General features: G+C 63.7%; 23 protein-coding genes. 12 read left to right on the top strand and 11 right to left on the bottom strand.

Features of this window, described 5'->3' with window-relative positions; all coding sequences use genetic code 11:
• Positions 1-20 precede the first annotated feature (20 nt).
• The 4 genes from RFN28_RS22170 to RFN28_RS22155 form a co-directional block, all read right to left on the bottom strand.
• The gene (locus RFN28_RS22170; protein WP_320289359.1) at positions 21-968 is read right to left on the bottom strand and encodes a cytochrome c; all 948 of its coding nucleotides are present in this window, start codon (positions 966-968) and stop codon (positions 21-23) included.
• Positions 969-977: 9 nt separating this feature from the next.
• Positions 978-1,415, bottom strand: a complete 438-nt coding sequence (locus tag RFN28_RS22165; protein ID WP_320289358.1) for a c-type cytochrome — start codon at positions 1,413-1,415, stop codon at positions 978-980.
• A 161-nt stretch (positions 1,416-1,576) separates the two neighbouring features.
• Positions 1,577-2,179 carry a superoxide dismutase gene (locus RFN28_RS22160; protein ID WP_320289357.1) on the bottom strand — a complete coding sequence of 201 codons (603 nt, stop codon included), beginning with the start codon at positions 2,177-2,179 and terminating at the stop codon, positions 1,577-1,579.
• Positions 2,180-2,287: 108 nt separating this feature from the next.
• Entirely contained in the window at positions 2,288-3,166 is an 879-nt protein-coding gene (locus RFN28_RS22155; RefSeq protein ID WP_320289356.1) for a branched-chain amino acid aminotransferase, read from the bottom strand.
• A gap of 152 nt (positions 3,167-3,318) precedes the next feature.
• Between RFN28_RS22155 and RFN28_RS22150 the strand changes: the two genes are divergently transcribed.
• Together RFN28_RS22150 and RFN28_RS22145 are read left to right on the top strand one after the other, a co-directional pair.
• Positions 3,319-3,981 carry a haloacid dehalogenase type II gene (locus RFN28_RS22150; RefSeq protein ID WP_320289355.1) on the top strand — a complete coding sequence of 221 codons (663 nt, stop codon included), beginning with the start codon at positions 3,319-3,321 and terminating at the stop codon, positions 3,979-3,981.
• Between the two features lie 176 nt (positions 3,982-4,157).
• Positions 4,158-4,979, top strand: a complete 822-nt coding sequence (locus RFN28_RS22145; protein WP_320289354.1) for a L,D-transpeptidase — start codon at positions 4,158-4,160, stop codon at positions 4,977-4,979.
• A 100-nt stretch (positions 4,980-5,079) separates the two neighbouring features.
• Here RFN28_RS22145 and pdxR read toward each other — a convergent pair whose 3' ends face one another.
• Positions 5,080-6,555 (bottom strand): MocR-like pyridoxine biosynthesis transcription factor PdxR, encoded by a 1,476-nt coding sequence (gene pdxR, locus RFN28_RS22140; RefSeq protein ID WP_320289353.1) that lies wholly within the window; start codon positions 6,553-6,555, stop codon positions 5,080-5,082.
• Between the two features lie 29 nt (positions 6,556-6,584).
• Between pdxR and RFN28_RS22135 the strand changes: the two genes are divergently transcribed.
• From RFN28_RS22135 to RFN28_RS22110, 6 genes are all read left to right on the top strand, one after another.
• Entirely contained in the window at positions 6,585-7,208 is a 624-nt protein-coding gene (locus RFN28_RS22135) for an FMN-binding negative transcriptional regulator (RefSeq protein WP_320289352.1), read from the top strand.
• A gap of 34 nt (positions 7,209-7,242) precedes the next feature.
• Positions 7,243-7,893, top strand: coding sequence for a LysE family translocator (locus RFN28_RS22130; protein WP_320289351.1), 651 nt, complete (start codon positions 7,243-7,245; stop codon positions 7,891-7,893).
• Between the two features lie 366 nt (positions 7,894-8,259).
• Positions 8,260-9,297 (top strand): lysylphosphatidylglycerol synthase transmembrane domain-containing protein, encoded by a 1,038-nt coding sequence (locus RFN28_RS22125; protein ID WP_320289350.1) that lies wholly within the window; start codon positions 8,260-8,262, stop codon positions 9,295-9,297.
• Positions 9,263-10,732: a UbiA family prenyltransferase gene (locus RFN28_RS22120; protein ID WP_320289349.1), complete on the top strand. Its 1,470-nt coding sequence runs from the start codon at positions 9,263-9,265 to the stop codon at positions 10,730-10,732. The genes RFN28_RS22125 and RFN28_RS22120 overlap by 35 nt, the downstream gene beginning before the upstream one ends.
• A gap of 50 nt (positions 10,733-10,782) precedes the next feature.
• Positions 10,783-12,042 carry an FAD-binding oxidoreductase gene (locus tag RFN28_RS22115; RefSeq protein ID WP_320289348.1) on the top strand — a complete coding sequence of 420 codons (1,260 nt, stop codon included), beginning with the start codon at positions 10,783-10,785 and terminating at the stop codon, positions 12,040-12,042.
• 12 nt (positions 12,043-12,054) lie between these two features.
• On the top strand, positions 12,055-12,792 hold the full coding sequence (locus RFN28_RS22110; RefSeq protein WP_320289347.1) for an SDR family oxidoreductase: 738 nt from the start codon (positions 12,055-12,057) through the stop codon (positions 12,790-12,792).
• Positions 12,793-12,851: 59 nt separating this feature from the next.
• On the opposite strand, the gene RFN28_RS22105 is transcribed toward RFN28_RS22110, so the two are convergent.
• The 5 genes from RFN28_RS22105 to RFN28_RS22085 form a co-directional block, all read right to left on the bottom strand.
• The gene (locus RFN28_RS22105) at positions 12,852-14,186 is read right to left on the bottom strand and encodes an arylsulfotransferase family protein (RefSeq protein ID WP_320289346.1); all 1,335 of its coding nucleotides are present in this window, start codon (positions 14,184-14,186) and stop codon (positions 12,852-12,854) included.
• 159 nt (positions 14,187-14,345) lie between these two features.
• On the bottom strand, positions 14,346-15,422 hold the full coding sequence (locus tag RFN28_RS22100; RefSeq protein WP_320289345.1) for a sulfotransferase family protein: 1,077 nt from the start codon (positions 15,420-15,422) through the stop codon (positions 14,346-14,348).
• A gap of 32 nt (positions 15,423-15,454) precedes the next feature.
• Positions 15,455-16,174: a hypothetical protein gene (locus tag RFN28_RS22095; protein ID WP_320289344.1), complete on the bottom strand. Its 720-nt coding sequence runs from the start codon at positions 16,172-16,174 to the stop codon at positions 15,455-15,457.
• Positions 16,175-16,183: 9 nt separating this feature from the next.
• Entirely contained in the window at positions 16,184-16,453 is a 270-nt protein-coding gene (locus RFN28_RS22090) for a hypothetical protein (RefSeq protein WP_320289343.1), read from the bottom strand.
• A 424-nt stretch (positions 16,454-16,877) separates the two neighbouring features.
• Positions 16,878-17,918 (bottom strand): glycoside hydrolase family 183 protein, encoded by a 1,041-nt coding sequence (locus RFN28_RS22085; protein WP_320289342.1) that lies wholly within the window; start codon positions 17,916-17,918, stop codon positions 16,878-16,880.
• A 424-nt stretch (positions 17,919-18,342) separates the two neighbouring features.
• Between RFN28_RS22085 and RFN28_RS22080 the strand changes: the two genes are divergently transcribed.
• Positions 18,343-19,605: a hypothetical protein gene (locus RFN28_RS22080; protein WP_320289341.1), complete on the top strand. Its 1,263-nt coding sequence runs from the start codon at positions 18,343-18,345 to the stop codon at positions 19,603-19,605.
• 79 nt (positions 19,606-19,684) lie between these two features.
• Here RFN28_RS22080 and RFN28_RS22075 read toward each other — a convergent pair whose 3' ends face one another.
• Positions 19,685-21,208: a helicase HerA-like C-terminal domain-containing protein gene (locus tag RFN28_RS22075; protein ID WP_320289340.1), complete on the bottom strand. Its 1,524-nt coding sequence runs from the start codon at positions 21,206-21,208 to the stop codon at positions 19,685-19,687.
• Between the two features lie 256 nt (positions 21,209-21,464).
• Here RFN28_RS22075 and RFN28_RS22070 point away from each other — a divergent pair, with 256 nt between their 5' ends.
• Genes RFN28_RS22070 through RFN28_RS22060 form a run of 3 tightly spaced genes read left to right on the top strand, consistent with a single transcriptional unit; the run spans position 21,465 to position 25,315 of the window.
• Positions 21,465-22,907, top strand: a complete 1,443-nt coding sequence (locus RFN28_RS22070) for a methylmalonyl-CoA mutase subunit beta (RefSeq protein ID WP_320289339.1) — start codon at positions 21,465-21,467, stop codon at positions 22,905-22,907.
• The gene (gene scpA / locus RFN28_RS22065; protein WP_320289338.1) at positions 22,904-25,027 is read left to right on the top strand and encodes a methylmalonyl-CoA mutase; all 2,124 of its coding nucleotides are present in this window, start codon (positions 22,904-22,906) and stop codon (positions 25,025-25,027) included. Before RFN28_RS22070 ends, scpA begins: the two co-directional genes overlap by 4 nt.
• Positions 25,028-25,087: 60 nt before the next feature.
• Positions 25,088-25,315 carry an AbrB/MazE/SpoVT family DNA-binding domain-containing protein gene (locus RFN28_RS22060; protein ID WP_320289337.1) on the top strand — a complete coding sequence of 76 codons (228 nt, stop codon included), beginning with the start codon at positions 25,088-25,090 and terminating at the stop codon, positions 25,313-25,315.
• Positions 25,316-25,723: the final 408 nt, after the last annotated feature.

The raw sequence follows: 25,723 nt of genomic DNA, 5'->3' as shown, positions 1-25,723 counted from the left end.
TTTCCTGGAATTGCTTGTCATCAGCTCGCCGGCTTGCGCGCCGGATAGCCGTTCTGATGCGGCGGGATGGCCTTGAGATAGGCGGCGATGGCGGCGCGATCGTCGGCCGTCAGCTGGGCCATGTTCCGCTGAACCTCGACCATGGCGCCGCCGACGGAATCGAAATCGGGCGTGAAGCCGGTTTCGAGATAGTTGGCGATGTCGGCCTCAGACCAGTCCTTGATGCCGCGCCCTTCGGGTGTGATGTTCGGCACGATGCCCGAGCCTTCGGCGGCCACGGCGCCCGCCAGCCATTCGGCTTTCTTCACGCCGCCGGCGAAGTCGCGCGGCGTATGGCATTCGCCGCAATGGCCGAGCCCTTCGACCAGATAACGGCCGGCCAGCACCTTGTCCGGCGCGCCGTCCGGCAAGGCGATCACCGGCTCGGGACTGAGATAGAGCCGCTTCCAGAGACCAATGCCGCGACGGATGTTGAAGGGGAAGGAGAGCTTGTGGCCCGGCGCCTTGCCGGCCACTGCCGGCAGCGTCTTCATGAAGGCGTAGAGGTCGGCGATGTCGGCCGGCTTCATGCGCACATAGGAGGCATAGGGAAAGGCCGGATAGAGGTGCTCGCCGGAGGGCGAGATGCCGTTCAGCATGGCGTTGGCGAGGTCTTCCTCGCTCCAGGCGCCGATACCGTCCTTTGGATCCTGCGAGATGTTGGGTGGCACGAAGGTGCCGAACGGCGTCTTCAATTCCAGCCCACCGGCGAGCTCGAGTTGAGCATCGCCCTTGGCACCGGGCCGGGCGTGGCAGGAGGTGCAGCCGCCGGCATAGAAAATGCGCTTGCCCCTGGCGGCGTCGCCAGGACGGAGTTGCCCAACGGTCGCAGCGTCAAGCCGGACCGGCGCAGCCAGGACCCAGCCGGCGACCGCGCCGGCGCCGCCCAGCACGATGACGGCGCCGACAAGCTTCTTCAGCCAGGCCATATCAGGCGATCAGCCCTTCTTGATCCTGTAGGTCTGATGGCAGGTGCCGCAGTCGCCGCCGATCGTGTTGAGCTGCGTCTTCAAGGCATCGACGTCGGCCGGCGGCGACGCGACCGCGGCCTTGACGTTGGTCAGCAACTTGTCCTCGGCCGCATTGAAGCCGGCCTTGTCTTCCCAGATTTTCGGCGCAGCCGTGGTGTCGCCCTTGTCGCTGCCGGCCGGGAACAGCTTCTCGGCGTCGAACCTCTCGGCATTGGCCTGCAGCGCCTTCAGCGTCGTCAGCACGGCGGAGGCGTCGAAGTCTTCCTCGCCCTTGACGACCTTGACTAACTGACCGGCGAGCTTGCCGCGCTCCTTCATCAAGGCCTGGCGATCCTGGACCGGATCGGCAAAGGCGGCCGAACCGGCGAGAGCGAGCATCGAGATGGCAAGGACAAGCTTTCTCATTCAATTGGCTCCGGGGTGAAGAGTGTAAGCGACTGGACGTTAACGGGCGTCGCGGCGGAAATATTCCCTTCGACGCCGTAGTGATTTTCCCTTGTCGGGATGAACCTGTCGCCTGGCACAAAAGAAAAGCCCCGGCATGCCGGGGCTTTTCGTCGAACTGATCAGCTTTTCGCCTTTTCGTAGAGTTCCAGGACGTAGTCCCAGTTGATGAGACTGTCGACGAAGGCTTCGAGATATTTCGGCCGCGCGTTGCGGTAGTCGATGTAATAGGAGTGCTCCCAGACGTCGACGCCGAGGATCGGCGAAGCGCCATGGACCAGCGGGTTCTCGCCGTTGGGGGTCTTCGAGATCGCGAGCTTGCCGTCCTTGACCGAGAGCCAGGCCCAGCCGGAGCCGAACTGGGTGGTGCCGGCGGCGATGAAGTCCGCCTTGAACTTGTCGTAGCCGCCGAGATCGGCATCGACGGCCTTCTGCAGCGCGCCCGGCAGCTTGTTGCCGCCGCCGCCCTTCTTCATCCACTTCCAGAAATGAATGTGGTTGTAGTGCTGGGCGGCGTTGTTGAAGAGTCCGGCATTCTTGCTGAAGGACTGCTTCACGACCTCTTCGACCGACAGGTCGCCCATTCCAGCCTCGGCGGCCAGCTTGTTGCCGTTGTCGACATAGGCTTTGTGGTGCTTGTCGTGGTGATACTCCAGCGTCTCCTTCGACATGTAAGGCTGCAGGGCCTCATAGTCGTAAGGCAAAGCGGGCAACTCAAAAGCCATGGATAGTACTCCCTCGTGGAAAAAGTCCGGTGAAACTCCCGGACTAAGATAGGTCTGGAATGGGTTGGGACAACTCCGGAATGAAGCGCCGATCGCCTTTTTATCCGCTCAGGCGGCGGAAGTCGAATGCGCCCAATCCCAGTAGAGCTCGCGCGCCTTCTTGGCCACCGGCCCGGGCTGGAGATTGCGGTCCTCGATGCGGGTGATCGGCACCACTTTCGAATGGTTGCCGGTCGAGAAGATCTCGTCCGCTTCGAGGAAATCGCGGATTGTAAGCGCCTTTTCGGTGGTCCTGAAGCCGTAATCACCCAGCAGGTCGATCGTGCGCGAGCGGGTGATGCCGGAAAGGAACGTGCCGTTCGCCGCCGGCGTCATCACATGGCCGTCCTTGACCAGGAAGATGTTGGACGTGCCGGTCTCCGCTACATTGCCGAGCATATCCAGCACCAGCGCATTGTCGAAGCCGCGCATCTTGGCCTCGAGGATGGCGCGGCCGTTGTTGGGATAGAGGCAACCGGCCTTGGCGTTGGTCGGCATGGTCTCGATGGTCGGCCGCCGGAACGGCGAGACGCCGATCGAGAAGCCGGAAGGCGGGATCATCGGCGATTCATAAAGGCAGAGGCAGAAGCGGGTCGAGGACGGGTCGGCCGGCACGCCCATGTAGCCGCCATGCTCGGCCCAGTACATCGGCCTGATGTAGACGGCGCTCTTGCCGTCGAACTTCTTCAGACCGTCCCAGGTCAGCCCGACGATCTCCTCGGAGCTCATGGAAGGCTTCAGGCCAAGCGCGATCGCCGAGGCGTTGACGCGCGCGGCATGACGATCGAGGTCGGGCGCCACGCCTTCGAACCAGCGGGCGCCGTCGAAGACGCTGGTGCCCAGCCACATGGCGTGGCTGCGCGGTCCGAGAATGGCGACATTGCCTTCGTACCAGTCGCCGTCCACATAGGTCCATGTCGCGGACTGCGCCGCCGCCGCCAGTGTCATCGTTTGCCGTCCGTACGGATGATTTCAGGCGGCCATAGGACGATGCTTTGGCGGCCCGCGTCAACCGACATCCGCCAAAATCGTTGAGGCCAGAGGCACTTGCGCGCAATCAGCGCTTGCATGGCGCCGCGGCACGCCGCAAAACTTAAGCCATGCACCATGCGGCCTATGTCTTCGACGCCTATGGCACGTTGTTCGACGTGCACGCGGCCGTGCGCCGCCATGCCGGCGAGATCGGGCCGGACGGCCAGCTTCTCTCCGAAATCTGGCGCGCCAAGCAGCTCGAATATTCCTGGGTCAGGACGCTGATGGGCGCCTATGCCGATTTCTGGCAGCTTACAGAGCAGGCGCTCGATTTCGCGCTGCGCAAGGTGCCTTCGGTCGATCTGGCGCTGAGGGCCAGGCTGCTCGAAGCCTATTGGCAGCTCGACTGCTATCCGGAAGTGCCGGCGGTGCTGAAGGCGCTCAAGGCATCGGGTGCCAAGCTCGCGATACTGTCCAACGGCTCGCCGGAAATGCTGCAGGCGGCGGCGAAGTCCGCGGCGCTCGACCAGATCCTCGACGACATCTTCTCGGTCGACGAGATCAGGCGCTTCAAGACCGACCCTGCGGTCTACGACATGGTGGTCACCGGCTGGCGGCTTTACCCGGGAGCGGTGTCGTTCCAGTCCTCCAACCGTTGGGATGTCGCGGGCGCCACCAAGTTCGGCTTCCGCACCGTCTGGATCAATCGCACCAACCAGCCGGACGAATACCGGGACTTTCCGCCTGGACTGATCCTGCCCTCGCTCGAAGGTCTTCTGACGGACGTTTGAGGGAGCTGTTGCTGCAGCGCAACAGAGGGTTGCGGTCACAGCTTCGCCTTTGTTTGTCCACCCTCAGGCCAGAATTGGAACGGCCTATCACTGCCGACTGTTATTGGAGCTGCCGGCGGCCTACTTGCCTGTAGATTCATGCTTTCTTGCGAATTAAGACCCGAGAAAAGGCAACCATGTCAGACGATTCCTTCCGCATCAGCCGCCGTGGCTTCCTCAATTTCACTGCCCTCGGCGCTGCCTCCGTTGCGGTTTCCGCCTGCACCACCACCGGTCCTGGTCCCGAACCTGTCCAGCCGCCACCGCCGGCCTATGTGGAGCCGCCGCTCGGCGACTACGAGACGATGTACGGGCCGATGTCGGACAACGGCTTCGACCTGCCGGCCATCCCGGTGAACAAGATCGATCACAGATTTTTGCGCCAGATCGTTCCCGATCCGACCGGGCAGCGGCCCGGCACCATCGTCGTCGATACCACCAACCACTTCCTCTATCTGGTGCGCGAGGGCGGCCAGGCGATCCGCTACGGCGTCGGCCTTGGCCGCGCCGGGTTCGAGTGGTCGGGCGACGCCGTGGTGCAATGGAAGCAGAAGTGGCCGAAATGGACGCCGCCGGACGACATGATCGGCCGCCAGCCGGAACTGGCGCAATTCAGCGCCAAGAATGGCGGCATGCCCGGCGGCCTGAAGAACCCGCTTGGCGCCCGCGCGCTCTATCTCTTCCAGGGCAGTCAAGACACGCTCTACCGCCTGCACGGCTCGCCTGAATGGTGGTCGATCGGCAAGTCGGTCTCTTCGGGCTGCGTGCGCTTGATCAACCAGGATATCATCGACCTTTACGACCGTGTTCCCAACAAGACCCCGGTTGTCGTGACGGCCGATATCGGCGAGCCGGTGTCCGACATGCCCGAGCGCAAGGCCATCCCGATCGACAACGGCGTGCCGACCGGCTCGATCCTGCTCGGTCCGATCAGAGAGATGACCAACGAGATCTTCTGAGCTGCTCAAAGCGCGCCGCGCTCAGGCGACGCGCTTCGAGCCTCTGCTCTTGTGCATGTCGTTTCCCAAAACCGCTGCGCACTTTCTGGCGACATGCTCATCAGCGGTTCTCGGCCAGCACAGTCGCCAGCACCGCAACGCCCCGCCGCAGCGCCTCCGCATCGAGCCCGGCGTAACCCATGATGAAGCCCGCCGTTCCAGGCCGAGGCTCGCTCGGGTCGTAGAGCGGCGACACGGGATAGAGGCCGACCCCGGCAGCCCGTGCCGCCGCGACGATCGCCGGCTCCTTTTCGACGGCGATGCCATTCATCCAGGCAACAACATGCAGGCCTGTGTCGGCGCCCGCGACAGCCACGCTCTGCCCCAGATGATCGGTCAACGCCCGCAGCAGGACTTCCCTGCGCTCGGCGTTCTTTCTGCGGATGCTGCGGACGTGACGCTCGTAGGCGCCACTCACGAGCAGGTCGGTCAACACATCCTGTTCCAGCATCGGCGCATGCCGGTCGGTCAGGCGCTTCGCCTCGCTGAACGCCATGCGCAGGCCGGCGGGGACGACGAGATAGCCGAGCCTCAAGGTGGGCGAGAGCGTCTTGGACAGCGTGCCGACATAGATGACGGTGTCCGCGTCGAGCGCCTGCAGCGGCGGGATGGGGGCGATGTCGTGACGGTATTCGCCGTCATAATCGTCTTCGACGATGTAGGCGCCTGCAGCCGCGGCCCAGGCCAGGAGGGCGCGCCGCCGCGTCGCCGAAAGCACGCCGCCGAGCGGAAACTGGTGTGACGGCGTCACGTAAGCCAAACGGGCCGGCGGCAGCGCATCCGTCCTTAGCCCGTCCGCGTCGACCGGAACCGGCACGGCGATACCGCCTGCCGCCGCGAAAACATGGCGGGCGAGCAGATAGCCCGGGTTCTCGATCACGAACGGGTCGCCGGGGTCGAGCAGCAGCCGCGCGCAGAGGTCGAGGCCCTGCTGCGAGCCGTTGACGATGACGATCTGATCCGGCGTGCAACTGATGCCGCGTGAGCGCCAGAGATAGCCCTGAAGGGCGCTGCGGAGCGCGAAAGACCCCTGCGGGTCGCCATAGCGCAGCCGGGCAGCGCGCTGAAGAATGGCCTTGTTCGACGCCCGCCGCCAGGCCAGCACCGGGAAGTCCGCCCCTGACAGGTCGCCGTAGCGAAAATCCGCAACCCTCGCCGGCTGCTGTTCCGCCCGCGGAGGCAGAGCGAGCAGTCGATTGGCGAACGCCGAGAGGTTCCGAGGCGTCGCCGTCGTGATGGGCGCCTCCCCTGACGCCGTCTCCAGCCCCGGGGCCACGATTGCGCGTGCCCCATGCCGGATGACCAGGTAGCCCTCGGCGTTAAGCTGGTTGTAGGCCGCCGTCACCGTGGTTCGGGACGCGCCCCATTCGGCGGCAAAGGCTCGCGTCGACGGCAGGCGGTCGCCGGGCCGATAGGCACCGCTGTGTATCTGCGCCTTGATTGCCGCGATGATGCGGCGCGCGACACCATCCTGCTGCAACTGGACCACTGAAAACCTTCGAAACTGGATGTTCCAGGCAGGCCAGCTTTCCGGCATCTTTCCATGCAACGCAAGGAGTTTCCCCCATGTATATCCCGCCCGCCTTCCGCGATGACGACAAGGAGAGCCTCAGGGCAACCATCCGCGACGCGCGTCTGGCAACGCTGGTAACCGCCACGGCGGAAGGGCTGCTGGCGACGCCATTGCCGCTTCTTCTCGACGAGAACGAGGGCGAGCATGGCACGCTCTATGGCCATGTCGCGAAGGCAAATCCGCATTGGCGCGCTCCGCCATTAGGCGATGGCCTGGCGATCTTCATGGGGCCGGACGCCTATGTGACGCCGGCCTGGTATCAGACCAAGCAGGAAACCGGAAAGGTGGTGCCGACCTGGAACTATGTCGTCATCCACGCCTATGGGCCGGTCGAATTCTTCGAGGATGCCGACAGGCTGCTCGAAATCGTGACGCGCCTCACCAATCTCCACGAGGGCGGGCGCGCCTCGCCATGGGCCGTATCGGATGCGCCGGCGGATTTTATCCAGGCGCAGCTGCGCGGGATTGTCGGGTTGCGCATGCCGATCGCGCGGCTGGAAGGCAAGCGCAAGATGAGCCAGAATCGCAACGCAGCCGATCGCGCCGGTGTCGTGTCCGGCCTCTTAGCGAGCGATCGGCCTTCGGACCGTGAGGTCGCCGCGCTCATCCCGTCGTGAAGTCCAGCTCTATCCGCTTTCAAGCGAGTCCATCATGCCCGATCTGACCCAGTTCGCCTTGTATTTCGCCGCGGCGTTCCTGCTCGCCATCACGCCTGGCCCGGGCATCTTCTACGTCGCCGCCCGCACGCTGGCCGGTGGGCGCGCCGAAGGCATCGCTTCCAGTTTCGGGACGGGCCTGGGCGGCATGGTCCACGTGCTTGCCGGCAGCCTGGGTGTCTCGGCAATCGTGCTCGCAAGCGCGGAATTGTTCACGGCGCTGAAACTGATCGGCGCCGTCTATCTCGTCTGGCTCGGCTTCCGCACCTTCCAGTCCGCCCGTCGCGAGGCAAAGACCATCCTGGACGGTGGCGCGCCGGCGCCTGCGGTCGGCGCCCGCCGGGCGTTTCGCGAAGGGGTTCTGGTCGAGGCGCTGAACCCGAAGACGGCCGCGTTCTTCCTGGCCTTCATTCCGCAGTTCGTGAACCTCGGCGCCGGCCACGTCGCCCTGCAGTTCATGGCTCTCGGCTTCGTGTCGGTGACGCTCAACACCCTTGCCGACGTCGTGGTCGCCTTCGCGGCGAGCCGCATCAGGGAAGGCGCAGCGGGACGCACCGGTGTGATCCGCCGCCTGCGGGAAGCGTCGGGCGGCGCGATGATCGCGCTCGGCATCGGGCTTGCCATAGCCAAGCGCCCTGCCCTTTGATTGCGACCAGATGTGGTCGGGCGTGACGTTGCGATATTTCTTCATCGTCGTGTTGTGTCCAGTATTTCATGAAATTGCGGCTCAGAACGGGAAAGTTCCGTCGCGAAAACTTTAGTATTTACTGATATATAGCGACGGCGAGCGGTGTCTGGAACTTTGCAGAATCTGCGGCGTTCATCACCGAGGCCTGGGCCGAGGCACAGGCCATAGAAGACCGCAAAGACCAGAAAAGACGGTCATCGCCCCTGGCCGGGAGACGAGCCCAGACGCCGGGTAGAGGGTTCGGCGGGATTCCGGAAGTTCGCTTCACGGCCCAGCCACAAAGATCCGCAGACCAAACCGCGAGTTTCCGGAGCGCGCGTGCATATGCTGAGTAGTGACCAAGGCAGGAACATACTCCGCGCGAGAAGTTTTCTTGTCCCAACGATCATCGTTTTTCTGGTTGCGTATCTGATGCTTTCCTCGAGCGTCGGCTTCGGCAACGTCATGGCCGCCATCGCAGCAATCGACCTGCGCGTCCTGGCCCTCGTTCTGCTGCTGTCTCTGGCGAACTACGCGCTCAGGTTCTGGCGCTGGTCGCTGATGCTTTCGCCGTCTTCGACCGCTCTGCCCCCGTCACGGCATTTCATGATTTATCTTTCGGGATTTGCGTTGACGACAACGCCGGGGAAGGTCGGCGAAGCGCTGCGGACCTTCTATCTCAGGCCGTTCAGCATCAGCCCCGGACGTTGTCTGGCCGCCCTTTACAACGAGCGCCTGTTCGACCTGGTCGCGATTGGGATCCTCTCGATGTTCGCCGTTGTTTCTTCCGGCGCCGTCACCCGCACGTTCGGCCTTCTCGGCGCGGGGCTGGTGGCAGTGCTGATCGTTGCCCAGCATCCGGCCACGATTGCGCGTCTCGAACGGCTTTCCCGGTTTTTGCCCGGGCGGCTCGTTCCGTCACTGACCAATGCCGCGACGACATTCCTTCGTGACGTCCGCTCCATGATGACCGTCCGGTTTGCCGCCATCGGAACGTTTCTGGGCCTCCTTGCCTGGGGCGCGGAAGGCATCGGCACATACGTCGTGGCCAGGGAACTCGGCCTCCACATCGGGCCTGCGCTCGCAATCGGAATCTACGCAACCGCCATGCTTGCCGGCGCGTTGTCCTTTCTTCCCGGCGGACTGGGCAGCACCGAAATCGTCATGATTTCCCTTCTTGCTTACGCCGGTGCAACGGCGCCCGAGGCCGTTGCAACGACCACAGTCGTTCGGCTCGCCACGCTCTGGTTCGCGGTGGCGCTCGGATTAGGCGCCTGGTCAGCTATCGAAGCCCTTCCCGGGCCGATAGCGGCAGGTTCGGGGCACACGTCAGAGAGAAAGAGCCCTCATGCAGCATCTCCAAGCGATCCCGAAGGCCGATGAAGCACCGCGCGCCACGAAATCGTCGGTTCCCCTTGTCGTCGACCTCGACGGCACGCTGATCCGCAGCAACCTTTTGGTGGAGTCCGTCATCGCGCTTGTGAAGCGGTCTTTCTTGTCGATCCTGCTTTTGCCCCTGTGGCTCATGCGCGGCAAGGCCGCCTTCAAGGCGCAAGTCACCAAAAGGGTGGCGCTGGACCTCTCCGCCCTGCCCTTCAACCGGCCGCTGGTCGAACACTTGAAACAAGAGAAAGCCCGCGGCCGCAGGCTCGTTCTGGCGACCGGCGCGCACGAATCCCTTGCCCATCAGATCGCTCATCAGCTCGGCCTGTTCGAGGAGGTCTTTGCCAGCGACGGAAAGCGCAACCTGACGAGCCATGACAAGCTCGCCGCCCTGCGCGACCGTTTCGGCGCCGAAGGATTCGACTATGCCGGAAATGCGGCGGCGGACTTTCCGATCTGGCGCGCCGCACGATTTGCGACGGTGGTCAATGCATCGCCGCGCACGCTCAACTGGGCGTTTGCCCATGCGAATGTGGACGAGGTGTTTCCGCGCAGGAAGCCGTCACTTTCCGTCTATGTCCATGCCTTGCGGCTGCATCAATGGCTGAAGAACCTGCTTCTCTTCACGCCGTTGATTGCCGCGCTTCAATTTACCGATACCGAGGCGCTGGCGGCGCTTGCGATCGGCTTTTTCGCTTTCAGCTTTTGCGCCTCGAGCGTCTATTTGCTCAACGATATCGTCGATATTGAAGACGACCGCCGTCACCCGGACAAGCGGCACCGGCCGTTTGCCTCCGGCCGCCTGCCGATCGCGCAAGGGTTCATGCTTATTCCGGCACTGCTGGCGGGATCCGCGGCGCTGAGTTTCTTCCTGCCCTGGCAGTTCGGTGCCGTCCTGGCGGTCTATTATGCCGTCACGCTCGCCTACACGTTTTTCCTGAAACGCCTGGAGGCGGTCGATGTCGTGACGCTCGCGCTCCTCTACACGACGCGAATTTTTGCCGGCGGCGCGGCGGCAAACATCCCGCTTTCCCAATGGCTGCTCACCTTCTCCATCTTCATCTTCCTGAGCCTCGCATTCGCCAAACGCTGCGCGGAACTGCTGCTGATGCAGGAGCACGGCAAGCAGACGAGTTTGGGCCGGGGGTATCTGCTTGCCGATCTGCAGATGCTCAACAGCATGGGGGTGGGCGCGGGCTATGTCGCGGCTCTGGTCCTTGCCCTCTATCTCAGCACCCCGCAGGTCCTGGTTGCCTATACGCGTCCCGACCTGCTTTGGGTTTTCGTGCCCATCCTCGTTTTCTGGGTGACGCGGATCTGGCTCAAGACCTGCCGCGGCGAAATGCGCAGCGACCCGCTGGTCTTCGCCGCGCGCGACCGCGCCAGCCTGACCTTCGCAATCCTGGGAGGCGCCGTCATCTGGCTGGCGATGTGATGGGACGCGATGGCCGATACCGATCGTGGGGGCGACCGCCGGCGCCGGACATGCAAGGCGCCATCCGGTTGCACTGGCGCGACGAACAACTCCCCGAAGGCCGCGGTCCCTTCCTGTCTTATGGCAACGGGCGCAGCTACGGCGACAGCTGCCTGAACAGCGGCGGCACGCTCGTGGATCTTCGCGGCCTCGACCGGTTCATTTCATTCGACGCCGACACGGGTGTCCTGCGATGCGAAGCCGGCGTTCTTCTCTCCGATATCCTTGGCCGTTTCGTTCCAAAAGGCTGGTTTCCCCCGTTGACGCCGGGCACCCAGCAGGTGACGGTAGGCGGAGCGATCGCCAACGACGTTCACGGCAAGAACCATCATCGGGCCGGAAGCTTCGGCCATCATGTGCGGCGCTTCGAGCTCCTGCGCTCGGACGGCAGCCGGCTCCTATGCTCGCCGCGCGAGAATGCCGACTGGTTCGCGGCGACCATCGGCGGGCTCGGGCTCACCGGCGTCATTCTCTGGGCCGAGATTGCGCTGAAGAAGATAGAGGGGCCGGCGATCGAGGTGGAGAGCCTGCGCTTCTCGGGCGTTAAGGAGTTCCTGGAGCTGAGCCGCGCCTCGCACAACGCCTATGAATATACGGTGGCCTGGATCGATTCCCTCACGCCCGGACCGGGCGGCGCCCGCGGGCTGTTCTTCCGCGGCAACCACGCAGCCGGGCATCATGCAGTCGCGCCTTCCCGCCGCAAGCCGGGATTGCCGTTCACGCCTCCGGTCTCGCTGCTGCCGAGGGCCGCGGTCGGCTTGTTCAACACCGCCGTCTACCGGTGGCCGCGCCGCCGGCGCGCGATCGTCCACTACGAGCCGTTCTTCTATCCGCTCGACGCCGTGCCGAACTGGAACCGGCTGTTCGGCCGCAAGGGCTTCTACCAGTATCAATGCGTCATCCCGCAGGATCAGGCGGAGGCCGCGATCGGCGAGATCATCGCCAAGGTTGCGCGGGCCAGGGAAGGGTCGTTCCTCTCCGTGCTGAAGGTCTTCGGCAACCGCAGGCCGCCAGGCTGGCTGTCCTTCTCGAGACCCGGAACGACGCTTGCCCTCGATTTTCCCGATCGCGGCCGGTCCACGCTTGCCCTGCTCGACACGCTGGACGAGATCACCGCTGAGGCAGGCGGCGCCGTCTATCCGGCCAAGGATGCCCGCATGAAGGCAGAGACCTTCGAGCGCGGCTATCCGGCGCTGCATCGCTTCGAGCGCTATCGCGATCCCGCTTTCGCGTCCAACTTCTGGCGGCGCATGACTTCTGGCGACACATGACAGGGGCAGCCAATGCATAAGGTCCTGATCATCGGAGCGACCTCGGCAATCGCCGAGGCAACGGCCCGTCTCTTCGCGGAAGACGGCGACAGGCTGTTCCTCGTCGCAAGGCGCAAGGCCAGGCTCGAGGCCGCGGCCGACGACCTTGCCGTGCGCGGCGCCGAGATCGCGGGATGCGAAGTCCTGGACGTGAACGAGCTGGATCGGCATCGCGCGGTGCTGACGCGAGCGGAGCAGGCTCTCGGCGGTATCGACGTGGCGCTGGTGGCGCACGGCACCTTGCCCGACCAGCAGCTTTGCCAGGCATCGGCCAAGCTGACGGTCGAGGAGATCCAGACGAACGCCGTCAGCACTGTCGCATTGCTCACCCGCCTGTCGGAGCTGATGGAACGCAAGGGAAAGGGCCAGATCGCGGTCGTCACCTCGGTCGCGGCCGAACGCGGACGGCAAAGCAATTACGTTTACGGGGCGGCCAAAGCGGCGGTCGACACTTTCCTCGAGGGCTTGCGGCAGCGGCTCTACAAAGTGGGTGTCGGCGTGACCACGATCAGGCCCGGCTTTGTCGACACCCCGATGACGGCGGGGTTCGAGAAGGGCCTGCTCTGGGCGCAGCCCGAAACCGTCGCCAGGCGCATCCATCACGCCATCCTCAAGGGCAAGGACGTCGTCTATGTGCCGTCATTCTGGCGCTGGATCATCCTGGCGATCCGCCTGATGCCTCGCCGCATCTTCAAGGTGATGAAGCTGTGACGACTTTAAGGCGCGCTGGGATTCAGGTGAAGCCGGCATCACCTGAATCCCAACACGCCTTATCTTGATGCCTGGCGCGGTTCCCCTTCGAGCGTTTTGCGAAACGCGGGATCGAACATCGCGGGATCGATCCGCTCGCCACCGTTGACGATCGGAATAAGCTCGTCCTGGAGGCCGCGACGAAGCGGATTGACGAACTCCCAGACGATGTCTCCCGCAGGCGTCACTTCGAAAATGCGCCCACCGTCGGATTCGGTGATCAGCGTGTTGCCATTGCCAAGACGCTGGGCATCGGAGCGCAGCGCGCTGGAGAACGGGTGCTGGGCATTGCCGGCGTAGCTCCACCTTATGCTCGAGGTTCGCGGGTCGTACTCCATCACCCTGGAATTGTTGCCGTGCCTGATGCCGCCGAGATTGTCGAAAAGCAGGATGTCGCCATTCGGCAAGATGTTCGGGTCGTGCTGTCCCAGCCACGGGCCGCGCGTTGCCCACTTGATCTCGCCGGTCTTCATGGAAAGGACCGCGATGAGCGACATATCGCGGAAGGAAACCAGCACGTCGCCCTGCTCTGCGAACGGAAAGTTCTTCGCCTTGTTGGCATCGATATATTCGACCGTGTTGGGATGGAGCGGGTCGGCAAGAGAGAAGTAAGGCAAGACCGCCAGAAGCGAGAAATAGGGCGAGCGCAGGAAGGCGTCCGTCAGCGACACTTTCCTGATTTCCTTTCCATCCGGCGAGAGAACGACCACGAAATCCCTGAGGTGGGGACGGTCGAGCTGCGGTGCGGCTTCGACCGGGTTGAAGTCGAACTCGTTGGTCAGCGTGTAGATGCGATTGTCGGACGCGATCGTGAGGTCGTGATGGGCGGGAGCAAGATAGCTCCAGATGATATTGGAATCCTTGTCGAGCTTGACCATGCCGTAGCCCCATGGCGTATCGGCGGACGAAATGTAGATGACCAGAAGATCGCCGTTGGGAAAGACGACCGCCCTGTCCATGTAGACGAGCGAATCGGGCTGCGGCTTCCTGCTGAATGCGCCGTTCTTCGCGACATCGCTGAACGGGCGGCGCCACTCATGCACCACGCGCCCGTCCATGGCGATAAGGCGCGCCACATTATCGTCTCCGGACGTGTAGAGCGTGTATCCCGGCTCGGCGCGCCGCGGGTCATAGATGGTGACCCCGCGGGCCGGGGTGCGGGCCGGCTGATAGAGATTGGCAAGAACCGGGTTGTCGATGATCTCCCGCTGCAGGATCAGGGCTTCTCCGGCCCGATAGGCGTCGCGAAGAAATTCCGACGGAAATACCCGGCCGAAGACCACCATCGCGCCCGCGACGAAAGCGAGGAAGGCGATCATCAACACGAAGAGCGCAGATCCGATTTTCTCGATCATCGCGCGTCCGGCCCCCTCGCCGCCATGGCTTGCCGGTCTGTTCGATTCCTCTGTCCGTTGCGAAAGGCGGGTACGGGAAACCCGGCGCAGGAGCCGTCTGTGCCCTCACGAGGGGCAACCATGAAACGCGATGAAGGGGGCCTGAACATGGAGCTGCGCTCACCCATATCCGAACCGGCCAGCCACTGCCGCCGTGCGGTCGCGGATCTCGCTGCGCTCAACCTGCGTGAACGATGGCTCGTAATAGGTAGGGAAGCTTATGGTCGCATTTGCCGCCTGCGTAAGCCCGCGGTCTTGAAGCCCGCAGTGGTCGAGGATCGCCGAGACCACTTCGCCGGGATCGCTGCAAAGATCCTCGTAGCGCACGACGAGCATGCTCGCGGCCATGGCCGGATCATCCAGCAACGCCGCGACATACCCGTAGATCGAGGCCCAATAGGCCGCCCATCCCGCAACGTCCTTGCCGCTCTTCCAGAGCCTGACGATCTCGCCGGCCGTCTTGCCATCGACATTGATCGGTACGCGGTTCAATCCGAACTCGTAATGTCCACTGCGGCGCATGTGGCGCAGAACCCGCCGGTCCTTGTGCTCCGCGTTGGAAAAGAGCCTGTGCTGCTTCATCAACGAGGCGACATGCCAGGTCGGGTCGCGTATGGGCACGATGAAGCGCGCATCGGGAAACAGTTTCCTCAGATAGCGCAGGCGCGTGACATTGTAGTTGCCCTTGGCAAGATAGCGGCTGGCGTTCCGCAACAGGAGCAGCTTGCGGATATGATCGCGATAGAAGGCTTCGAAGCCGGGATGGCGGAAGGCTTCATCCAGGATCGCTTGCGTCGACGGATCGTGCAGGTTCGGAAAGAATGCCATCCAAACGATCTCCTCGAAGGCCTCGGGGCTCTCCGGCGTCACCTTGATACGGTCGCGATGCGCACGCTCGGCCGCAACCTGCCCCGTGCGCCCAGCGCGGTCGACGAACCAGTTCCAGGCCACGGGCGCGGGCACCAAGGGAAAGTCGCGATAGCGATGGTTCGCCGTGTCGGGATGGCGCGCGAGCAGTTCGAGCAGGATGGTGCTGCCCGAGCGGGCCAGCCCGGCAATGTAGATTGGCTGGTTGACGCCGGTGTCGTTGATCTTCTCGGCAAGCAATCGCGTTTCCCAGTTCCCCACCTTGATCCAGAAATTCGGAAAGCGCTCCAGAAGCCGGCCGATCGCGTCCGTCCAGGCATCGACCTCCATGCTCACCGTCCGGCTATGACGCCTCATCCCTGTCATGCGATGCCGCGCACGCTCTTGAGCATCAGGGCAACGAGGATCGTTGCCGCGAAGAAGATGCCCTCCCAACCGCGCAGCCAGGCAGGTCCAACCGCGAGAACCTGCTGCCGGGGCAGCCCCAGGTCGATCCTGTCGAACGGCAAGTCGTCCGACAGATAGCCGGCGGGATTGCCGATCAGCACGTTCCACCAACGCCATTTCCGGATGACGGAAACCGCTCTTGTCACCGGCACGTCGGCGATTGCCGCTCCAGTCCGGTCCAATATCTGCGCATGCGGGACGCCATCACTGCTGCCCACCCAGCGTCCCATGAAGTCGTTGGATACTGTGATGCCAACCGGTGCGTCCGGCGGCGGGTAGATGTCGCCGTAGCGGCCGTCGAGCCAAACAACGACCAGAAGCAAAGGCAGCGAAGCGGCGATGGTTGCCGGAAAGACCAGCGCCACGCGCCGCAGCGCCAGTGTCAGCATGCGGCGAAGAAGGGGCCAGGCTTCCTCGAACTCGCCGTCGAAGTCGGCGACGAGCTGCCGTGCCCGCGCATATGCCAGCTTGATTTCCGCAATGCGCTTTTGCGGCGAAAGGACCCTGTAGAGCTCCATGCAAAGAAACGCGCCGAGCACCGCCCATAGCACGAGCTTGGCCGATGACGGCAGGAATGGCGTCAGCCAATTGTCCAGCGCCGAGAGGACCGGCGAAGGCAAATCCAGGAGACCCATGGGATTGCCTCAACCGCCGGGCTCTTCGCTCGAGCCCTCGTGGTCAGCACGGTCGGGACGCTTTTCAGTGGGCTCCATCCCGCGCGACGCACGCCGGCGCCTCAGCGCCTTGCGGAACGGCCAGGCGATAATGAACGAGAGAGCCGTTGCCAGTGCGGCAACGAGCGCCCAAAGGGCGCCTAGCAAACCCAGACCTGCTCCTGGTCCGACATAGGCGAAAGCGGCTGTCGGAACGGTCAGCGCCATCACGAAGCAGATCGAGGCGATGTACCTCCTCATATCCTGGCCTCCTTGTCTGAGGATGGCTTCGAGCAGGGAGCGCGCAGCGACGGTTCGTCCGTATGCGCAGATGTCTCCTGGATCGTTCACAGCCATTCCCGCTGCCCCCCGATCCCAAGACCTTGACAATCCGATGTGGACGCCAAGGGACGATGGTGAATGCCGCCCGCCACGGTCCGGTTCCGGCCTTACATCTAGTGCCCGGCCATCAGCCGGCCACCCAAGCCAGGGCGCTCGCCATGGCTCGGGCCGGAAAAGTTATCGATTTTAATAAGTTGATACGCTCTGTTACCGGGTTCCGCAGCGCAGGCGGCCGGTCCTAACGCATTCGTGAACCGGGCAGATCCTACCCCCGACTATGCCGAGGAAAGGTCATGCGGCCAGGCGGACCTGTCGGCTGATCGCCCTGGGAAGAACCAGCCGGTCATTTCGAGCTGACCGGTGTCACCGCGTCAAGCGGCACGGCCGGACCGTCGGCGGAGACGACCGCGGGGGCGGCCGGCTCGAGCCTCGTATGCATCAGGAAGACGTTATAGGGGCCCCATTGGGACATCGTGTAGTAAAGATCGCCATCGATCTCGGTCCTCGGCACGATGTAGGGCGCATAGAGACCCGGATATTGATCCGCGGTCACCACCACTTGGGCATCGCTCCAGGGGCCGGTTAGTTCGGGGGCGGTGCGCAGCACCACGGCCCGCTGGTTTTCATCGAGATACATCATCAGCCAACGGTGGTGGGGTTCGCTCCAGGCCACGGAGAGCTCACCCGCCGGCGCGGGCACGACGACAGTCGCTGATTTCGGATCGGCCTCCCACTTCGTGCCGTCCCAGTATTCGTAGGCATCTGGCGTCAGGATATGCTCGCGCGCGACCCGGCGCAGCCTCACGCCGCCGAAGCGCCCTTCAGGTATGCCGAAGCTGTAGAGAAAGCCGTCTTTCGCCAAGACGAAGGCAACTTGCTCGAAGCCGCAAGCCTCGCGCCATGTCGCGCTTGCCGGCGCCGCCCATGTCTGTCCGTCGTCATCGGAATAGGCGAGGCCCGAATGGCCGACCGTCCAATTGCCGCCAGTCAAGCCCCAATGCCTGACCGACATGTAGTGGAGATATATGCGCCCCCCAAGCGAGATGCCCTGGGTCGGGATGACGGTTTTCTCGTCGCCGTCGATCTTGCGGGAGCGGATCAGCTCTTTCGCCGCGCCGTCCGGCTCGGTGATCATGGATTGGAACGGAAACCCGTGGCGCGGATCCGGATCGGCAATCCTAGCCATGACGTTGCTGAGCCAATTGCTGCCGCCAAAGCCACCTCGTCCGAAAGTATCGCCGAAGACCATATAGAGCTGGTCCCGGTGCCAGAACATGTGACCAAGGTCGGTCCCGTAGACGCCCCAGCGCGCAGCCGTGTCGTTCCGGGAATTCTTGCCGGTGACCTGATTCAACATCTCGGTGTCCAGCACGCGCAAAGGCATGACGTCCTCTTTGGCCGAACCGACTGCAGCGGGAGCTTTCGAGGCCTCTTCCGGCGACGTAGCCGGCGGCTGAATCGGCGCGGCAGACGCCGCTAGCGTGGAGCCACGCGGGTCAGTTGGAGGAAGATTTAATAAAATGCCCAGACACGACAGATTCAAGAAAACGAGCCAAAAAACCCGCCCCACGCAACGCCCCTTTGTTAGTCACAACCCAAGTCGGACTGTTACGTATTGTGATCAGATGGCGGAATTGCGACAGCGCCGCACGAAAGCACCGCGAAGCCGAATTTCCGGCGATCCGGCAATTAACGTATTGATTATCTTCCGATATTTTTTCCACAGGCGGACATGCGCCGCCTCTCCCTCACAGAATGCAACTCTTGGTCCGGATGAGTGATTGAACCCTCCCTCCCGATAGGGGTTGGTGAAAATCGGGCTGATTTCTGTGGCGGGCCAAACGTATCGACAAACCCCGGAGGTGCCCGTGGTCCTGGCAGTTTCAACAAATGCGTCGATCGGCACCAGCACCCGCGTCATGCGGCTGGCCTGGTTCGCGGCGTTGCTGTCCTACGCTGTCCTGCTCACCACGTTCCACTATGCCTCGACGACCGTCTGGTGGATCGCCAGTCCGGCTCTAATGGCCGACTTCATCGCGGCGGCGCCATTTCAGAGCCGGGTGCTGCTGCCGCTGATCGTCCACGCGATCATGCGCGTCGCGCCCTGGTTCGATGTGGACCTCCTGTTCGCCGCGGCCGAAGTCGCAGCCTGGATGCTGCTGGTCGTCGTGGCGCGTAAAGCGCTTCGGGCCTATCGCATCGAGACATCGGATCTTGTCGGCGGAATCCTGGCGCTGACGATCACGGTTCCGGTTGCGATGCATCTGATCGTACCCGACCTGGAAGTCCACTCGGTATTGGGGCTCGACGGCGGCGTCCTTGAACTGGGCAAATGGCAGACGGTGCCGTTTTTCCGCTACGTATACGACCTGCCGGCTGCGGTCTTCACGCTGGCGCTCGTGCTCTGTCTTGCACGCTTCGTCCGGACTCCGAGGAGCGGCTGGCTGATGGCTTATCTTGGTCTGTTCGCGCTCGCCACAGTGAACCGCGAGACCACCATGTTCATGCTGCCGGCCTTCCTCGCGGTGTCCTGGGGTGTGCTCGACCGCCGCACGCTGGCGAAGGCGCTGGCGGCGCAAGTGATCATCTTCGTCGTGATCCAGGCTGCCATCAGATGGTTGTTTCCGGGGCTGCCCAACCCTTATGCCAGCATCCCGGGAACCAACTACGAGATCCATCTGACGGACAATCTCTGGCTGTTCACCAACCCCCTCTATCTGTTGACCTATCTCGCCCGCTTCGGCGCCGGTCTTTACCTGCCCGTTCTGCTCCTGCACCGGTATCTTGACCCTGTGCTGAAACAGACACTGCTGTGGTTCGGCATACCGTTTCTCGTGTCCACCCTGCTTTTCGGACGTCTGGTGGAGCATCGGGTGGTCATCGAAATCGTGCCTTTGCTGTGGCTGGGCGCCGCCCAGGCGATCAGCGCCTGGAGCGCGGATCACGCGCGGCAGTCCCAGGCACATGCGCGAGAGCGGCTGCTCGAACACCCCCTTCAATCCGACGGACTTGGAGCGGTTCAGCCTCTGACACAATCGCCGGCCCGCTCTCCCGCCGAGATCGGACAGTGAGATTGGCCGGCATGATCCGTGCCGTCCTTAAAAAAGGAACGGCGCTTCCCCAAGGCAATTGCTTGCCGGGACACGCGACCTAACGCCCCCTTGCCAGGCTGCCCAGGATACCGCGAACGATGGCGCGGCCGACCGACGATCCGACCGAGCGCACCACCGACTTGATCGCGGCCTCGGCCACCGTCTGGCGGTTGGAAGACCGCCGGCCTGATGTGCCCAAGACGTCGTCGAGGCCCGGAATGCCCCAGCGCGAACCGCCGCTGTTCTGCTGCTGCGCCTGCGCCTCGGCGTCGAGCGCCTCCTTGGTCTTCTTCTGCAGCATCTCGAAGGCTGATTCGCGATCGACCAGCTGGTCATACTGGCCGGCGACCGGGCTCTCGGCGATGATCTTGCGGCGCTCGTCCGGCGTGATCGGCCCGAGCCGCGACGACGGCGGCCGGATCAACGTGCGCTGGACCATGGCAGGAACGCCCTTGTCCTCCAGCATCGAGACCAGCGCCTCGCCGGTGGCGAGCTGGGTGATGGCGGTGGCGCAATCGAAATCGGGGTTGGGCCGGAAGGTCTCAGCCGCCGTCCGCACCGCCTGCTGCTCGCGCGGCGTATAGGCGCGCAGCGCATGCTGGACGCGATTGCCGAGCTGGGCCAGCACCTTCTCCGGAATGTCGAGCGGGTTCTGGGTGACGAAATAGACGCCGACGCCCTTGGAGCGGATGAGCCGCACCACTTGCTCGACCCGGTCGATCAGCACCTTCGGCGCGTCCTCGAACAGGAGATGGGCCTCGTCGAAGAAGAAGACCAGCTTCGGCCGCTCGAGGTCGCCGACCTCAGGCAATTCCTCGAACAGCTCCGACATCAGCCAGAGCAGGAAAGTGGCGTAGAGCCTGGGATTCATCATCAGCTTGTCGGCGGCTAAAACGCTGACCGCGCCGCGGCCGTCGCGGGTCGTGCGCATGAGATCGGCAATGCGCAGCGCCGGCTCGCCGAAGAAGTTCGCAGCGCCCTGCTGCTCCAGTACTAAGAGCGTACGCTGGATGGCGCCGACGGAAGGCTTGGTGACGTTGCCGTAGCGGGCGCTGAGCTCGTCGGCGCGCTCGGCGATGTTGGCAAGCAGCGCCTGCAGGTCCTTGAGGTCGAGCAGCAGCAGGCCTTCTTCGTCGGCGATGCGGAAAGCGATGTTCATGACGCCTTCCTGCGCTTCCGTCAGGTTCATCAGCCGCGACATGAGCAGCGGCCCCATCTCGGAGATGGTGGCGCGAATCGGATGACCCTGCTCGCCGAACAGGTCCCAGAAGATGACCGGGAATTCTTGGAATTGGTAAGGGTCGAGCTTCACCTCTCCGGCGCGTTTCACCAGGAAATCCTTGGCCTCGCCCATCATGGCAATGCCGGAGAGATCGCCCTTGATGTCGGCGCAGAAGACCGGCACGCCGGCGTTGGAAAAACCTTCGGCCAGGACCTGCAGGCTGACTGTCTTGCCGGTGCCCGTGGCGCCGGTGATCAGACCGTGGCGGTTGCCGTAGCGCAGCAGAAGCTCCTCGGCGCGCTGATAGGAATTGTCCGGCTTGCGGCTGGCGCCGATGAAGATGCTGGTGTCGTCAGCCATATGTGCGGTCTCCGCAAAACTGCATTGTCAAAAACGCCCGAGCCTCGTGCGAGGTATAGTAACGCTGCCGCCGAGCGACAATGGCCATCATCGAAATGAGGTTCGCGGTCGAAATCGACCTTACGAAGCTTGCGGATTTTGAGCATGTTTGGCAATCGGTTAGCGGCCGCCGGGGCGACAGCGGCGGATGTCGCATTGTGATATCCGTCCGAGGACCTTAGACTGGCGGCCGATGCGGCAAGAGACGAGGAGTGCGATGGGCGCCGGCGCCTTGACCAGGGATGTCGACCTTCCGAACCCGGACGCCAAGCGCTGGCTGGCGCTGGCGAAAAAAGCGCTTGCCGGCGGCTCCTTCGAGGAGAAACTCGTTTCGCACACCGATGACGGCATTCGCATCGAGCCGCTCAGCGAACGCTCCACGACGGCCGAGCCGCTGGTGCGCACCAACCCGAAGGCGCCATGGATCGTCAGCCAGCGTATCGACGATCCGGACATAGCCCGGGCCAGCACCCAGGCGCTGGAGGACATTGCGCAGGGCGCCACCGGCCTGTCACTGGTCTTCGAGGGCGCGCCGAACGCCTTCGGCTACGGCCTGCCGAGAACGGCCGAGGCGCTGGAAACAGTGCTCGACGGCGTGCCGCTCAACCGCGTGCAGGTGCGCATCGACGCGCATCCGTGGAGCCGCGCCGTGGCCGACTGGCTGCTCGCCTTCCTCAGCCGGCGCCGCTCCGATCCAACGAAGCTCAACCTTTCCTTCGGCATCGACCCGGCGGCGATCTTCGCCGGCACCGGGCGGCTGCGCATGTCGATCGAGGCGCTGCAGGAATCGATGCCGCAGTCGCTGGCGCATTTCTTCTCGATGGGCGTGCCGGGCGTGCTGCTCGAGGCGGACGGCCGCGTCTTCCACAATGCCGGCGCCACGGAGGCGCAGGAGCTGGGCACAATGATGGCCTCGGCCGTCTCCTATCTCAGGATGTTCGAGAAGGCGCGCCAGCCGCTGGTCTATGCAGCGCCCCATATCGGCTTCGCGCTCAGCGTCGACCAGGACCAGTTTCTGTCGATGGCCAAGGTGCGGGCGTTGCGCAAACTCTGGGCGCGGATCCAGGAAGCCTGCTCGATCCCGGCCTCGACGGCAAATGTCCACGCCGAGACCTCCTATCGCATGATGGCGGTTGCCGACCCGGAGACCAACATTCTGCGCACCGCGATCGCAGGCTTCGCCGCAGCCGCTGGTGGCGCCGATTCGATCTCGATCCTGCCGCACACCATCGCGCACGGATTGCCGACCGGTTTTGCGCGTCGGGTCGCCCGCAACGCGCAGCTGATCATGACGCATGAAAGCCATGTGCACCATGTCGCCGATCCGGCCAGCGGCTCCGGCGCGGTCGAGGCGCTGACCAACGAACTCTGTGCCGCGGCCTGGGAGGAATTCCAGCGCATAGAAGCCGAAGGCGGCATGCTCGACAGCCTGCAGCAGGGCTATATCCAGAACCGGGTGCAGACAGCCGCCGCGAAGCGCAATGCCGCCTATCGGGCGGGTGAACGCGCCATCGTCGGCACGACGCTTTACCGCGTCGGCAGTGAGCGCCCGGTCGAGACATTGAAGGCCGAACGCCGGCCGGCGCTGACGGAGGGCGTAGCCGTGTGCGAGCCGCTGTTTCCGGTGCGCATCGACCAGTCGATCGGAGCCGGATCATGATCCCTGATTTCAGCCAGATCGGCTGGTCGGCGCCGCGCCGCGCGCCGGTCGAGCTCAAGGGTCAGCGGATGACGGCGGAAGGCATTGCCGTAAAGCACCTCTACGGCCAAGGCGACCTCAAGGGGCTCGCCAACCTTGATACCTATCCCGGCCTGCCGCCCTTCGTGCGAGGCCCCTACCCGACCATGTATGTCCAGCAGCCCTGGACGATCCGGCAATACGCCGGCTTCTCGACGGCCGAGGAATCCAACGCCTTCTACCGCCGCAACCTCGCCGCCGGCCAGAAGGGGCTTTCCGTCGCCTTCGACCTCGCCACCCATCGCGGCTATGACAGCGACCATCCGCGCGTTGCCGGCGATGTCGGCATGGCGGGCGTGGCGATCGATTCCATCCTCGACATGCGCCAGCTCTTCGACGGCATTCCGCTCAACGAGATGACGGTGTCGATGACGATGAACGGCGCGGTGCTGCCGATCATGGCTTTATACATCGTGGCGGCGGAGGAACATGGCGTCGCGCAAAAGGATCTCGCCGGAACCATCCAGAACGACATTCTGAAAGAGTTCATGGTCCGCAATACCTATATCTATCCGCCGAAGCCCTCGATGCGGATCGTGTCGGACATCTTCGCCTACACCTCGCGGCATATGCCGAAGTTCAACTCGATCTCGATCTCCGGCTACCACATGCAGGAAGCCGGCGCGACGGCCGATCTCGAGCTCGCCTACACCATTGCCGACGGCATCGAATATGCGCGCGCCGGCGTCGCCGCCGGCCTCGACATCGACCGCTTCGCGCCGCGCCTCTCCTTCTTCTGGGCGATCGGCATGAACTTCTTCATGGAGGTCGCCAAGCTGCGCGCCGCGCGCCTGCTCTGGTCGAGCCTGATGAAGAAGAATTTTGCGCCGAAGGACGAGCGCTCGCTGTCGCTGCGCACCCACTGCCAGACATCCGGCTGGTCGCTGACCGCGCAGGACCCTTATAACAACATCACCCGCACCATGATCGAGGCGATGGCGGCGACGCAGGGGCATACGCAATCACTGCACACCAATTCCTTCGACGAGGCGATGGCGCTGCCGACCGACCATTCGGCGCGGATCGCCCGCAACACGCAGCTCATCCTGCAGAAGGAATCCGGCACCACGCGCATCATCGACCCGTGGGGCGGCTCGGCCTATGTCGAGCGGCTGACGCATGATCTGGCGGCGCGCGCGCTGGCCCATATCGAAGAGGTGGAGAGCCTCGGCGGCATGGCGGCGGCGATCGAGAAGGGCATTCCGAAGCTGCGCATCGAGGAAGCGGCCGCGCGCACGCAGGCGCGCATCGATTCCGGTGAGCAGGTGCTGGTCGGCGTCAACGCGCATCGCCCGGACGCGGATATCGAGGTCGACGTGCTCAAGATCGACAATGCCGAGGTCAAGGCACGGCAATTGGCAAAGCTGCAGCGGCTGAAGGGCACGCGCGATGTCGCCGCCCTGGAGGATTCGTTAACCGCCCTCACCCGTGCCGCCGAGAGCGGCGAGAACCTGCTCGAATTCGCGATCCGCGCGGCGCGCGCCAATGCGACCGTCGGCGAGATCTCGCTGGCGCTGGAAAAGGTGTTCGGCCGCCACGCGGCCACCGTGCAGACCATCTCCGGCGTCTACCGCGACGCGCTTGGCGACAGCCCGGTTGTCGACCATCTCAAGGAAAAGATCGAGGCGTTCGAGAAGAAGACCGGCGGCAAGCCGCGCATCCTGGTCGCCAAGATGGGCCAGGACGGGCATGACCGCGGCCAGAAGGTGATCGCCAGCGCCTTTGCCGATCTCGGCTTCGATGTCACCGTCGGGCCGATGTTCCAGACGCCGGAAGAGATAGCAAAGCTGGCGGTCCAGCACGATGTCGACATCATCGGCGCCTCATCGCTCGCGGCCGGGCATCTGACGCTGATCCCCGAGCTCAAGGACGCGCTGAGGAAGCTCGGCCATGGCGATATGCTGATCGTCGCCGGCGGCGTCATCCCGCCGCAGGATTATGACGCGGTGCTGAAGGCGGGAGCGGCCGAAATCTTCCCGCCGGGCACGGTGATCCCGCAGGCGGCGGACCGGCTGATGGATCGGCTGCTGGCCGATCCATGAAGGCTTGCTAAATTGGCTCAGAGGTTGTTCTCTAACCATAGATACAACCAGGACGCGATGATGTTTAAGACGATCATCCATACGCTTGAAGACGGATCAGGAGCCTTACTGCTGCCACGCGAAATGCTTGACAGCTTGAACCTTCAAGTTGGCGATCAGCTCCAGATCATTGAAGCGGAGGACGGCTTCATTCTAAGGCCAGTGTGCGGCAGCTTCGAGCGGGAGATGAGCGCCGCTCGCGATGTCATGGACAAGTATGATGTCGCGCTAGGGAAGCTGGCAAAGTAGACATCGCCGTCTAGTTCTCGACCAATGTATCTTGGAAAGTTGCAGGCCTACCGGCGGCAAGATCTTCACCGTCCGTTTCTGTAGCCGATGCAAGTGTTGGGGATTAGCTCAAGCCTCTCAACTTCGTCATCCCAGGGCGAAGCAGGAGCGCAGCTCCGTCGCGGAGACCCTGGGATCCATGCCGTGACCTTGATCGAAGGATGCAGCGGCGCAGAATTCTGCATCGCAGTGGCACGCTGAAGTCACGGCATGGATCCTTGGGTCTACGCGGCTCGCTTCGCTTCCCGCTCCGCCCTGGGATGATGGGTGGACGGCCCCTTGCGGCATCGAATGTGCCAAACTGGCCGTGTTGAAACCCCAGTGGAGGAGACCGTCCGTCATGCAAGCTATCATATTTGGTATCGATTT

Source organism: Mesorhizobium album (assembly GCF_033977205.1).
In the GTDB taxonomy this organism is placed as follows: domain Bacteria; phylum Pseudomonadota; class Alphaproteobacteria; order Rhizobiales; family Rhizobiaceae; genus Mesorhizobium; species Mesorhizobium album.
The sequence above is the reverse complement of the archived record's forward strand: the minus strand, read 5'-3'. Positions and strand labels throughout refer to the sequence as shown.